Genomic DNA, 12,199 nt, shown 5'->3' with positions numbered 1-12,199 from the left:
AGCACGCTCCTGGGGAAGCCCGTAGCGTCGGCAGAGCAGCGAAATCTGGAGCGCCATCATGCGGCGCCCCCTTTCCTGGCCCTACTCAAGGTCTCCAGAACGGTGGGTAGCAGGTCGACCCGAAAGGCCAGCCCCTGCTTTCCGGGGCGCATCTCTCCTGCGTCATCTTGATACCAGACGCGGATGTTGATGATGACATGGCCCTTGAAGGTTTCAGCCGTAAGCCGGATTTCTTCGCGGGCATTCTTCTGAATGGTCCCAAGATCCATCACGCAGCCCTCCGCCCAAAGGTCACGCTGGACCGGAGGATGTAGCGGGCGTGATGGCCGGGGAACGGGCCTTCATGGCTTTCATGAAGCGTCTCGATGCAGACGCCCTGTTTGCGGAGCTTGAACACATAGGCCGACCAGCGCGGGCCGGGGTGGTCAATGGGCGTGCAGCCCTTCGCCCCGGCGCGAATGAGCGCCTCAAGTGCCCACCGGTCACGACCTTTAACGATGACAACAGTAGGATGGTCCGGTCCGTTCTGGACCGTGAATGCCTGTGCAGGCCATTGCTTGTCGAACGACATATCCTTGCCTCTGCTATTGCAGGCAAGGGCGCTGTGCGCTATGTTTTCGGTACCCCAATACCGCCTAACGAATGCACCGTCACCCTTGCCGAGGGGTGGCGGTTTCGTTACGCGGCTGCCGCGCTGGGGCGGGTGTTCAGCCAGTCGATGATGGCAGTTTCAGGCCAGCCGACGGCGCGAACCCCGAGCTTTACGGGGGCGGGAAATTTTCCATCAGCGATCTGGGCATAGATGGTCGAGCGGCCGAGGCCGGTTACCTCGATAACGGCGGGGAGGCGGAGCAATTTCGTCACACCAGGAGTCCTTCCATTCCACCCGGCAGAAGCCGGGCAAGTTGAGAGACTGCACAGCCGACGGCTGTGCAGGACTTCGCTTTTCCGTGGACGCAAGAGCCACGGCGGTGTTAGGAAGGGATTGGAAGCGAGCAGCTAAACTTCTTCCAACCTGGTCCGCAGTCCCTTTCGTGGTAGTCAGGGGTTGCGGACCCCACAAGACGATGTGCCGTCCTTACACGTCTATGATTCTCCATCTCCCATAGCAGTTTCAATTGCTTTAGCTGCACTGCGGTCGGGTTTATGTGGATAACCTCCCCGCTCTGGTAGATGGTCGATCATGGACCTGTAGCGAACTTGGCGGACGCTGTTGGATGTTGCAATTATTGCCCCAACCCCAAAAGTCCGCCAAAAATTCCCTTTTGTGGGGTTTCGTAGGTGAGGAGATGCTCGTCCGTGATGGCTTCAACGGCCGCGTTGCCAGGGCCGCGAATGTCAGTCCATCCGAAAACGTCGAACAAGTCACGAAGCGCAGGTGCAAACTCGCCAGACACCATGCTGTCGCTCACACTGCACGTCGGCCGCTTGCCGGTGACCATGGTATAAAGAAGTGCAAACTCCCTTGCCGCCTCATACGCTGGGCGAAGCGGGGGTCTTCCTTTTCTGGATGACTGCAGCCTCAGTTCTTCGTCAATGTCACTCAGCCGCTGACGGATATTTAGCATCATGCCATGAAGCGACACGTTCAGTGCCTCCCGGATACCGAGAGCGTGGACAATGTCGACAGGCTCACCTGCGCCGCGCTCCCATGAATCCCATGACCGGCGGAGCGTCAGGCCGAATTCCCGATCTAGTTCCTCCATTCCTCGACGAACGCTCTCCATGGCATCGAGAAGCCTCTCCAGTTGCCCTTTCTCGGTCTTCAAGCTCGACACTGGCGCCAACCTAGCAGCCCTCAGGATAGGCTCGATTGGATCTGAAAGAAGCGCCCCTCGCCACTCAACAATCTGGCCATTGCGGACAACTGGTATTTTTCCACCGGGCTCAACGGGCACACCAGCCCACTTCGATACCGCCGCATAAATGACCGATCGAGCCTTCATTTCTGCGTTGGCTTGCGCCTCAATCCGTGCTGCAAAGGTTCGAGCATCGTCGGCAGGGTAAGCCGGTGGAGGAATAAAGTCCTGCCTGCGGGTTACTCTGCCCAGCGCACCATCTAGGGCAGAACTGCGCTTGCTCACTTCATCAGCCAATGCGCACCACCTTCCTGCGATCCGCTGCCAGGTAATCGGCCCAAGCCTCCATCAGCTCGCGGCGCTTCTCCAGCAGGTCCGAACGAGCATATGCCCGCTCGACTTCATCGCCGACAAGGTGAGCCAACGCGGCCTCGCAGATTTCTCGGGGGAAGTTCGTCCGCTCTTGAGTCCAAGTCCGAAATGACGTGCGGAAGCCATGAACGGTCACGTCATAGCCCATGTCTTTCACGCGACCTGAGAGGACCACGTCAGACAATGGCCGGTCCTTGCGGCCGCCGGGGAATACAAACGCGCTCGTGCCGAAGAGGCTTTGTGCTTCCTTGAGGATCTGAACTGCCCGAGGGGGCAGGGGCACCGTATGGTCACGGCGCATCTTGGTCCTCTCTTTAGGGATGGTCCACGTCGCCTCGCCCAGGTTGAATTCCGGCCAGCGGGCATACCTTGTCTCGGCCGATCTGGTGGCGGTCAGGATGATGAATTCGAGGCACAGCTTGGTTTGCAGCATTGCACTTGAGGCACGCAGCTCCTTCACCATTTCCGGCACCTGGGAATAGGGCAGGGCCTTCCTGTTAGCCTTGACCCTTCGAACCTTCGGCAACCCCTTGAGGGTGACATCACCGGGTGTCCCGTCACGCCATTCTTTTGCCGCCGCCCATTTCAAGACTGTCTCCATTCTCTGGAAGACGCGCCGGGCAGTCTCGTGCTTGATCGTCCAGATCGGCGACAGCACTTTCAGCATCTCGGAGGAGCCGACCTCGGACACCGGGACTGTGCCGATTTTCGGGAAGGCATACATCTCGAGAGAGTTGATGAAATCCTGCCGGTGCTTCTCGTTGCTCCAAGTGCTGAGCAACTCACCATGGACCACGCGGGCAGCAACTTCGAATGTCGGAATGGCGGCGCGGTCATCGCCTCTTCTGGGGTCGCCGCCGGCGCGGGCAATGCGCCGAAAGTCGATGGCCTTCTCTCGGGCCGTGGCCAAGCTGACCAGGGATACCGAACCATGGCCGCAGTCGCACCGCTTGCCCTGGATGGTCAGGCGTTGCTCCCACCTCTTCGAACCATTGGGACCGACGATTAGGTAGAGCCCGTGGCCGTCGCCGTATTTGCCGGGCTCCGCCACGTTCTTCACGAACAGCGCTGTCAGTCCGTTCTTCGGCTTCGCCACCGCTACCCCCACGCATTACCCCACGCATCGCACGGGATTTCTTGGGGTAACAATAGACGCTACTGGACGAGGCTCGCAAGCGAAACCAGCAGAAACATGGGGATATTAGATCGCTTCGGACGCTACTGGACTAGACTTAGGTGGACCTTGGCTCCACCAAAATCCTCCCGCATTTTCAAGCGTTCGGCCTGCGCCGCGGCGATGGTGTTTACCTCACCCGCCGCCACGTCCCGGCATTGCGGCAGATCATCATCACGCATCCCCCGACATCCAGAAGATCCCCGCGCAGCGTCAAGCGCGCCGTATAGCCGCGTCCGGTTTCCGGGTTGGTGATGCGTCCCTTGCCATAGGTGCCGCCGCCTGTGGGCAGGACATCGGCCAGGACTGACGCGCCCAGGTCGCTAGCCGCGACCGCGTGGCCCGCAGCGTCGAATGTGCGAACCACGGTGCCGCACAGGCCCTCGCCGCAGGGGAGGATTTCGACATGGCCGAAGCCGCCATCCTTGCCGGGCTGGGTGCGCCAGGTGCCCGCCAGGGGATCGGCAGCCCAGGCCGGGGCGGCGGACAAGGCCAGTGTGGCAAGGGCAAGGACGACAGCAGGTTTCATCGGATGACCATGGTGTAACGGCTAGGACTTAGGGCGCGATTCATGGATCGGCACATCCAATGAAAACAGGGCCGGTGTTACCCGGCCCTGCTTGATTGTTTAATGTGCGACGGCCCCACCGGCGGATCGATCGTCCCGCATGGCGGCAGTCCTTGCGGCCTCGGCGGCTTCCTCGGCGGCCTCGTCCCATTCAACGGGTTCGGGCATCCGCACCAGGGCATGCTTCAGCACCTCGCGGACATTGCTGACCGGGATGATGGTCAGGCCGGTTTTGACATTGTCCGGGATCTCGGCCAGATCCTTTTCGTTGTCGGCTGGGATCATCACCGTCTTGATGCCCCCACGCAATGCCGCCAGCAGCTTTTCCTTCAAGCCGCCGATGGCCAGCACGTTGCCGCGCAGCGTCACCTCGCCCGTCATGGCCACGTCCTTGCGGACCGGGATGCCGGTCATCACCGACACGACGCTGGTCACCATGGCGATGCCTGCCGACGGTCCGTCCTTGGGCGTCGCCCCTTCCGGCACGTGGACGTGGATGTCGCGCTTGTCGAATTCCGGGGGCTTCACCCCGATTTCCGGCGAGATCGAACGAACGAAGCTGGATGCCGCGTCGATCGATTCCTTCATCACGTCGCCCAGCTTCCCGGTCGTCTTCATCCGGCCCTTGCCCGGCAGGCGCAGCGCCTCGATCTGCAGAAGGTCACCCCCGACCGAGGTCCAGGCCAGGCCCGTTACCACGCCGATCTGGTCCTCTTTCTCGGCCAGGCCGTAACGATGGCGGCGCACGCCCAGGTATTCCTCGGCCTTGGCGGCATCGACCGTCACGGACTCGACCTGACCCTTCAGGATCTCGGTCACGGCCTTGCGGGCCAGCTTGGCGATCTCGCGTTCCAGCGAACGCACCCCGGCTTCCCGCGTGTAATAGCGGACCATGTGGGTCAGCGCGTCGTCCGTCACCTCGAATTCGCCCTTGCGCAACCCATTCGCCGCGATCTGCTTGGGCAGCAGGTGCTGGCGCGCGATCTCGCGCTTTTCGTCCTCGGTATAGCCGGACAGGCTGATGATCTCCATCCGGTCCAGCAGCGGCCCCGGCATATTATAGCTGTTGGCCGTGGTCACGAACATCACGTTCGACAGGTCGTATTCCACTTCCAGATAGTGGTCCACGAAGGTCGCGTTCTGTTCGGGATCCAGCACCTCGAGCATCGCGCTTGCAGGATCGCCGCGGAAATCCTGGCCCATCTTGTCGATCTCATCCAGCAGGATGAGGGGGTTGGTCGTCTTGGCCTTTTTCAGGGCCTGGATGATCTTGCCCGGCATCGAGCCGATATAGGTCCGGCGGTGGCCGCGGATTTCCGATTCGTCACGCACGCCGCCCAGCGAAATGCGGATGAACTCGCGTCCCGTCGCCTTGGCGACCGAACGGCCGAGCGAGGTCTTGCCGACGCCCGGAGGGCCGACGAGGCACAGGATCGGGCCTTTCAGCTTCTGGCTGCGGGTCTGGACGGCCAGGTATTCGACGATCCGTTCCTTGACCTTTTCCAGGCCATAGTGATCGGCGTCCAGCACCTTTTCGGCGGCGACCAGATCCTTGCGGGTGCGCGACTTCACGCCCCAGGGAAGGGCCAGCAGCCAGTCGAGGTAGTTGCGGCTGACCGTAGCCTCGGCCGACATCGGTGACATCGACTTGAGCTTCTTCAGCTCGGCTTCCGCCTTGTCGCGGGCTTCCTTGCTGAACTTGGTCTTGGCGATCTTTTCCTCAAGCTCGGCAATCTCGTTCTGGCCGTCCTCGCCGTCGCCCAGTTCCTTCTGAATGGCCTTCATCTGCTCATTCAGGTAATACTCGCGCTGCGTCTTCTCCATCTGGGTCTTGACGCGGGACTTGATCTTCTTTTCCACCTGCAGGACGGACATCTCGCCCTGCATCGCGGCATAGACCTTTTCCAGACGTTCGGCCACGTCCAGCGTGTCGAGCAAATCCTGCTTGCGGTCCAATGCGATGCCCATGTGGCCCGCGACCAGGTCGGCCAGCTTGCCGGGTTCCTTCGCCTCGGCCACGGCGGAGACGACCTCCTCGGGGATGTTCTTGCGGACCTTGACGTAACGCTCGAACTCCTCGGCCACGGTGCGGACAAGGGCGGTCACGGTGGCGGAATCGCCGGGCGTTTCGTCCAGGATGATGGCGGTCGCTTCGAAGTGATCGTCGTTGGGGACAAATTCGGTGATCTGGACGCGTTCGCGCCCTTCCACCAGCACCTTGACGGTGCCGTCGGGCAGCTTCAGCAGTTGCAGCACATTGGCCAGCACACCGGCGCGAAAGATGCCGTCTTCCGCGGGTTCATCGACCGAAGCGTCCTTTTGCGCGGCAAGCAGGATCGGGCTGTCCGATTCCATCACGGCTTCCAAGGCGCGGACCGATTTTTCGCGGCCCACGAACAGCGGAACGATCATGTGCGGAAAGACCACGATGTCGCGCAGCGGCAGCACCGGATAGGTCGAAGATGCAAATTCGTTCATTAGGCGTTCCTTTCTGCCCGAAGCCGTGGCCCCGTCATGGCGGCACACGGCCCCTGCGTTTCGTCAATCTAGGGCTGTGGCCCCCCGCATTCAATATGACGCGCAAAATGCCAGCTATTTCCGCCCGGCCTATCGCGGGATGACGATTTCGGCCCGCAGCCCGCCCAGCCGCTGCCCTCGGCCCAGCCGCAACTGCCCGCCATGGGCGCGTGCGACATCCGCAGCAATCGCCAAGCCAAGACCCGCGCCCCCGCCTTGCCCGCGTGCCGGATCCAGGCGGGTAAAGGGCCGCATCGCCGCATCCACGCTGTCGTCAGGGATGCCGGGGCCGTCATCCTCGACCCCGATGCGCAGGCTGCGCGGACCAAGGGTCGCATCCAGTTCGGCGCGGGTGCCGTATCGCGCGGCGTTGCCCAGCAGGTTTTCCAGGGCGCGGCGCAGCGTGTCGGGGCGGAACGTCGCGCGCCCCGCCCGGTCGCCGTCCAGGCTGCGCAGCGTCACCCGCTGGCCCGCCCGCTGCGCATCGGCCACGATGGCGTCCATGAACTCGGCAACCGGGGTCGGCTCGGGCGGGCTGTCCTGCGCGTCGTTGCGGGCATAATCCAGAAAGGCATCGACCATGCGGTTCATTTCCGCGATGTCGGCCTCCATCGCCTCGATTTCCTCGTCATCCACCGGCTGGTCAGAGGACATCATCGACAGGCCAAGCCGCAGCCGGGTCAGGGGCGTGCGCAGGTCGTGGCTGATCCCCGACAGCATCAGCTTGCGCTGCTCGTTCTGGCGTTCCAGCCGGTTGCGCATATCCAGAAATGCCGTGCCGGCGCTGCGCACCTCGGACGCGCCGGACGGGCGATAGGGCGCCATCCGGCCCTTGCCGTATTCCTCGGCCGCCTCGGCCAAGCGGCGGATCGGGCGCAACTGGTTGCGCAGGAACACCGTGGCGATCCCGGTCATCAGCAGCGAGGTGAAGACCATCAGCACCAGCAGTTGATGCGGGTTGGACGCGCTGACCCTGCGCCGGTCGAAGGCCAGCGTATAGGGACCGGCCGCGCCGTCCACCGTGACGATCACCCGCTTGTCGTCGCTTGCCAGATCGATGGCGCGGATATTGCCCAGCGTTTCGCGCAAGACCTCGATCACCACGCGCCCCGAGAAGTCATAGAAAAGGCGGCTGTCGCCTTCTTGGCTGCCGGTGGGCATACCGATGGTCACTTCCAGAGGCACGGCGATTTCGCGGCCCGCATCCCGCTGGCCGCCGGCGCGGTCGATTCGCGCCGCGACAAAGGCCAGTTCGCGCGCCATGCTGGTGGTCATCTGCCGGGTCACGCCTTCGAAATGGCGTTGCAGGAACATGACGCTGACCACCAGCATGACGACCACGACCGGCAGGAACAGGATCAGGGCCGCGCGCCCGTAAAGCCCGCGCGGCAGAAACCCCTTGAGCCAGCCGCCCTCTGCCTGGTTTGCCATGGAAACCCCTGCCTGTCGTGCTAAGGCTAATGACATGGACGAACGGACGAAAGACCCCCTGCGCATCCTGGCCCCGAACCCCTCGCCGCTGACCGGGCCGGGGACGACGACCTTTCTGCTGGGCGGCAGGGATGTCGCGGTGATCGACCCCGGCCCCGACCATCCCGGCCACCTGGCGGCGATCGCGGAAGCGGGGCAGGGCCGGATCAGCCACATCATCGTCACCCACGCCCATCTGGACCACAGCGCGGGCGCGCCACGCCTGTCGCAGATGACGGGGGCGCCGGTCCTGGCCTTTGGCGGCGCGCTGTCGGGGCGATCCCCGATGATGCGGCGGCTGGCGGATGAAGGCGTGGGCGGAGGCGAGGGGCTGGACCTGTCGTTCGCGCCCGACATCGTCCTGCGCGACGGGCAGGTGATCGAGGGGGACGGCTGGCACCTGACAGCCCTGCACACGCCCGGACATTCCGGCGGCCATGTCAGCCTGCTGTGGGACGACCAGATTTTTTGCGGCGACGTGGTGATGGGCTGGTCCTCGACCATCATCTCGCCGCCCGACGGCGATCTGGCGGATTACCTGCGTTCGCTCGACCGGCTGGCGCAACACCAGCCCCGGCGCCTTCTGCCCGCCCATGGCGAGGCCATAACGGACCCGCAGGCCCGCCTGTCCGACCTAGCCGCCCACCGCCGCCAACGCAGCGCCCAGATCCTGACCGCGCTGCGCGACGGCCCAGCGGATGCCGCCTCGCTTGCGGCCCGTATCTATGAGGTGGCCCCGGCGCTGATGCCCGCCGCCGCCCGCAACGTCCTGGCGCATCTGCTGGCCCTGAGCGACCTTGGCGCAGTGGTCCCGCTTGATGTGCTGGGTGCGAAGACCCGATTCGTGTCTTTGTGAAAAAATCGTTCTTCCCCCTCTGGACGCCCCCCCGTGCCATTGCTATACGGCCCCCGTGTTCCGGCGTAGCTCAGCGGTAGAGCAGTTGACTGTTAATCAATTGGTCGTAGGTTCGATCCCTACCGCCGGAGCCAAATCCTTAAAAGGATCAGCTACCCCAAGCCTTGCGATCCATTTGTGGAACCGTGACGCGGCCTTGGGCATTGGCGCAGATTGCACATCCATCCAAGCCTGCTTTAAATGCCGCCCCTGACGCCCGACAATCGCTATATCGTCGTCCGCGGTCGGTTGTGGCGGGCAGCAAACCCCCATTTGCCCGATGCGGAACGTGAACAGCTGGTCAAGGCGCTGATGGCGGCGCGACGGGCGGTCGGGGCGGCGCGGATGTCAGGCGACAAGACGGCCGAGGACGGCGCGCATCGCGACGTGAACGAAGCAAAGATCGCCCTGGGCGAGCGCGGGCCTGTCTGGTGGGACGATGGCGCACCGGACTTGAACCGCAGGATGGTGAAGAATACCCCCTATGCCGGCTGGTTCGAACGCCTGGGGCAGCAGGAAAGCTAGCCGTCTGCCGCCTTGTCGACCGTTATGCGAAAAGCTGCGGCTGCCGCGTCAGGACAAGTCCTCGATGATGTAATCTTCCCAGTCTTCCTCGCTGACGGTGACCTCGCTGACGGTCCAGCCGCGGACGCTGGCGCCGGCGCTGTGGACGGTTTCGCGGTCGCCCGAGACCAGGTGGTGCCACTTGTAGAGCGGCCGTCCTTCGTGGCGCAGGCGATAGGCGCAGGTGGCGGGAAGCCACCAGGCGATCTCGGCCAGCTTGCGGGGGGTCAGGACGACGCAGTCGGGGACAAAGTTGTGGCGGTTCGGATAGCTGCTGCACTGGCACTTGTCGCCGTCCAGCAGCTTGCAGGCCACGCGGGTGAAGGCCAGTTCGCCCGTATCCTCGTATTCGATCTTGTTCAGGCAGCATTTGCCGCAGCCGTCGCACAGGGCTTCCCATTCGTCGGGCTGCAATTGGGGCAGGGGCAGTTCCCAGAACCTGTCGCGCATCATGCGCCCGCCAGCACCGCGCGGGCCTGGTCCGCGTCGGTGGCGATCTGGTCGATCAGAACCTGCACGCTGTCGAACTTCGCCTCGTCGCGCAGGAACTCGACAAGGCCCACGGACAGGTGCTGGCCATAAAGATCGCCGTCGAAGTCGAACAGATGCACCTCCAAGTTCGGGGCGTTGCGGCCGAACATGGGACGAACGCCCAGGCTGGCAACGCCCTGGCAGGACAGCTTGTCAGGCCCCGTCAGGACATCGACGACCACCGCATAGACGCCCAGGCGCGGCAGGTGCAGGTCGTCCATCTGCATATTCGCGGTGGGCCAGCCGAACTGGCGGCCGCGCTTGTTGCCGTGGATCACCTCACCCTCGATCCGGTGCAGGTGGCCCAGCATCCGTTCCGCGTCGCGCGGGCGCCCATCCGCCAAGGCCTGCCGGATGGCGGTGGAGCTGTAATCCTGGCCGCCCGTGCCAACCAGCGGCACGCCGGTGACGCCGAAGCCTAACTGTTGGCCCAGGTCTTTGAGGGTGTCCACATTGCCCGCCCGGTCCTTGCCAAAGACGAAATCCGCGCCCACGGTCACATGAACGACACCCAGGCCGCCCACCAGCACGTCGCGCGCAAAGGCATCGGGCGACAGGCCCGCCAGGACCGCGCCAAAGGGCAGCTCGTAAAGCTGTTCCACCCCCAGCCGGGCCAGGCGGTTTGCGCGGGATTCCGAATTCATCAGCCGAAAGGGCGGGGCGTCGGGCGCGAAGAACTGGCGGGGATGGGGTTCAAAGGTGACGATGCCCAGGGGGGCGTCGGCCGCCTGCCGCGCGGCCTCGATCACGGCGCGATGGCCCAGATGGACACCGTCGAAATTGCCCATGGCGACGGATGCGCCGCGGGCGCCTGCCGGAAGTCCAGTCCAGTCGCGGTGGATTTGCAAAGGGTGCCCCCACTGGGGCTGCCAGGAGCCCCGTCAGTCGAACTTGCGGCTTGGCGCCAGAACGACCGCCTCGCCTTTCAGGACGACCGTATCACCCACGAGGCAGCGGGTTGCAAGCGTGACCCGCCGTTTCGCATGATCGATGGTTTCCACCGTCACCTCGGCCCGGACGGTGTCGCCGGGGCGGACGGGGGCCATGAATTTCAGCGTCTGACCCAGATAAACGGTGCCATGCCCCGGCAGTTGTTCCCCGATCACCGCCGAGATCAGGCCCGCCGTCAGCATCCCATGCGCGATTCGCCCCTCGAAGATGGTGTCGCGGGCGTAATCATCATCCAGATGCACCGGATTGCGGTCGGTCGACACCTCGGCGAACAATTCGATATCGCGATCCGTCACCTGCTTTTGCAGATAGCGGGTCATGCCCACCTCCAGATCCTCGATGACGATGGTGCCGCGGGGAAGGTTGTCGAACATGGTGCGTTCCATGGGCTTGGCCGATAGCAGGGCAATGATGCTGCATAGCTGCGAAATTTCTACCGCGCAAGAATATTTCTGATATACAGCACCAAAGTATAATATCCTTTCGCAAGGGATCGGCAGTGATGGAAAGCGGCAACCAGTCACAGGCAGAATTCTGGACCTCGCCCGCCGGTCGGGCCTGGGTCGATCATGAGGCAAGCCTGGACGCCACCATGGAGGGGATCCTGGCGGTCCTTCTGGATGCGGCTGTTTTCGCCGATGGGCAGGATATCCTGGACGTGGGTTGCGGAACCGGGGCAAGCACGATCGCGGCGGCGCGAAGGGTTCCGGCGGGCAGGGTGCTGGGCCTGGACATCGCCGCGCCCATGCTGGAGCGCGCAGGGCAGCGCGGCCAGGCGGAAGGTGTGGCGAACGCGACGTTTCGCCTGGGCGATGCCCAGGTTGAGCGTCTTCCCCCCAACCGCCACGATGTCCTGATATCCCGCTTCGGGATGAGCTTTTTCGCCGACAGCGTGGCCGCGTTCCGCAATCTTGCGGCATCATTGCAGGATGGCGGGCGGATGGTCTTTGTGTCCTGGGACGGATTGGAGCGAAATCCCTGGTTTTCCATTCCGCAACAGGTGGCGGGGCAGCGGCTGGCGGTTGAGCCGGATCCGGTCTCCACTGCGCCAGGGCCGATGGCATTCGCCGATCCCGATCATGTCCTGGACCTGATGGACCGGGCCGGACTGTCGGATGGCCGGTGGGAGACCCGGCAGATCGACCTGACCCCGCCCGGCGGGGTTGCGGGCGCGGCAAGGCTGGCCACCCATGTCGGACCTGCGGCGCGCCTGCTGAGGCTGTGCAACGCCACCGCCGAGGATCGCGCGGCGATTGCCGCCGATATCGAAACAGCCTTTGCCCCATTCGGACAGGGGGACGCGGTTCGCATCCCCTCGTCCGTGCACGTCTTTTCCTGCCGCGCGTGACGGCAGGGCT

The 12,199-nt window shown here is 63.8% G+C and carries 14 protein-coding genes and 1 tRNA gene; 4 read left to right on the top strand and 11 right to left on the bottom strand.

Translation table 11 applies throughout. The features are described 5' to 3' along the window. Nucleotides 1-56: 56 nt before the first annotated feature. The 8 genes from LZ585_RS11065 to LZ585_RS11030 form a co-directional block, all read right to left on the bottom strand. Nucleotides 57-269 (bottom strand): transcriptional coactivator p15/PC4 family protein, encoded by a 213-nt coding sequence (locus LZ585_RS11065; protein ID WP_234853622.1) that lies wholly within the window; start codon nt 267-269, stop codon nt 57-59. Beyond that, nucleotides 269-571: a winged helix domain-containing protein gene (locus LZ585_RS11060; protein WP_234853621.1), complete on the bottom strand. Its 303-nt coding sequence runs from the start codon at nt 569-571 to the stop codon at nt 269-271. The genes LZ585_RS11065 and LZ585_RS11060 overlap by 1 nt, the downstream gene beginning before the upstream one ends. 107 nt (nt 572-678) lie before the next feature. Beyond that, entirely contained in the window at nt 679-864 is a 186-nt protein-coding gene (locus LZ585_RS11055; protein ID WP_234853620.1) for a helix-turn-helix transcriptional regulator, read from the bottom strand. 362 nt (nt 865-1,226) lie between these two features. Next, the gene (locus LZ585_RS11050) at nt 1,227-2,096 is read right to left on the bottom strand and encodes a hypothetical protein (RefSeq protein ID WP_234853619.1); all 870 of its coding nucleotides are present in this window, start codon (nt 2,094-2,096) and stop codon (nt 1,227-1,229) included. Next, on the bottom strand, nt 2,089-3,267 hold the full coding sequence (locus tag LZ585_RS11045) for a tyrosine-type recombinase/integrase (protein WP_234853618.1): 1,179 nt from the start codon (nt 3,265-3,267) through the stop codon (nt 2,089-2,091). The genes LZ585_RS11050 and LZ585_RS11045 overlap by 8 nt, the downstream gene beginning before the upstream one ends. A 208-nt stretch (nt 3,268-3,475) precedes the next feature. Continuing rightward, a complete protein-coding gene (locus LZ585_RS11040; protein WP_234853617.1) occupies nt 3,476-3,874 on the bottom strand; it encodes a DUF2147 domain-containing protein in 399 nt (132 codons plus the stop codon). 99 nt (nt 3,875-3,973) lie between these two features. Continuing rightward, entirely contained in the window at nt 3,974-6,391 is a 2,418-nt protein-coding gene (gene lon / locus LZ585_RS11035; RefSeq protein WP_234853616.1) for an endopeptidase La, read from the bottom strand. Nucleotides 6,392-6,520: 129 nt separating this feature from the next. After that, entirely contained in the window at nt 6,521-7,861 is a 1,341-nt protein-coding gene (locus LZ585_RS11030; protein ID WP_234853615.1) for an ATP-binding protein, read from the bottom strand. A gap of 34 nt (nt 7,862-7,895) precedes the next feature. Here LZ585_RS11030 and LZ585_RS11025 point away from each other — a divergent pair, with 34 nt between their 5' ends. From LZ585_RS11025 to LZ585_RS11015, 3 genes are all read left to right on the top strand, one after another. Then, the gene (locus LZ585_RS11025) at nt 7,896-8,756 is read left to right on the top strand and encodes an MBL fold metallo-hydrolase (RefSeq protein WP_234853614.1); all 861 of its coding nucleotides are present in this window, start codon (nt 7,896-7,898) and stop codon (nt 8,754-8,756) included. 59 nt (nt 8,757-8,815) lie between these two features. Beyond that, nucleotides 8,816-8,890: transfer RNA gene (locus LZ585_RS11020), tRNA-Asn, on the top strand. A 106-nt stretch (nt 8,891-8,996) separates the two neighbouring features. Then, nucleotides 8,997-9,320 (top strand): hypothetical protein, encoded by a 324-nt coding sequence (locus LZ585_RS11015; RefSeq protein ID WP_234853613.1) that lies wholly within the window; start codon nt 8,997-8,999, stop codon nt 9,318-9,320. 48 nt (nt 9,321-9,368) lie between these two features. Here the strand turns inward: LZ585_RS11015 and LZ585_RS11010 are convergent, their stop codons facing one another. Genes LZ585_RS11010 through LZ585_RS11000 form a run of 3 tightly spaced genes read right to left on the bottom strand, consistent with a single transcriptional unit; the run spans nt 9,369 to nt 11,215 of the window. Beyond that, nucleotides 9,369-9,809 carry a YcgN family cysteine cluster protein gene (locus LZ585_RS11010; protein ID WP_234855815.1) on the bottom strand — a complete coding sequence of 147 codons (441 nt, stop codon included), beginning with the start codon at nt 9,807-9,809 and terminating at the stop codon, nt 9,369-9,371. Further along, complete coding sequence (locus LZ585_RS11005; protein WP_234853612.1) at nt 9,809-10,738, bottom strand: bifunctional riboflavin kinase/FAD synthetase; 930 nt, start codon at nt 10,736-10,738, stop codon at nt 9,809-9,811. Before LZ585_RS11005 ends, LZ585_RS11010 begins: the two co-directional genes overlap by 1 nt. 33 nt (nt 10,739-10,771) lie before the next feature. Beyond that, complete coding sequence (locus LZ585_RS11000; protein ID WP_234853611.1) at nt 10,772-11,215, bottom strand: MaoC family dehydratase; 444 nt, start codon at nt 11,213-11,215, stop codon at nt 10,772-10,774. Nucleotides 11,216-11,343: 128 nt separating this feature from the next. On the opposite strand from LZ585_RS11000, the gene LZ585_RS10995 reads away from it, so the two are divergent. After that, nucleotides 11,344-12,189: a class I SAM-dependent methyltransferase gene (locus LZ585_RS10995; protein WP_234853610.1), complete on the top strand. Its 846-nt coding sequence runs from the start codon at nt 11,344-11,346 to the stop codon at nt 12,187-12,189. Nucleotides 12,190-12,199: the final 10 nt, after the last annotated feature.

The sequence above is a fragment of the Paracoccus everestensis genome (genome assembly GCF_021491915.1).
In the GTDB taxonomy this organism is placed as follows: domain Bacteria; phylum Pseudomonadota; class Alphaproteobacteria; order Rhodobacterales; family Rhodobacteraceae; genus Paracoccus; species Paracoccus everestensis.
The sequence above is the reverse complement of the archived record's forward strand: the minus strand, read 5'-3'. Positions and strand labels throughout refer to the sequence as shown.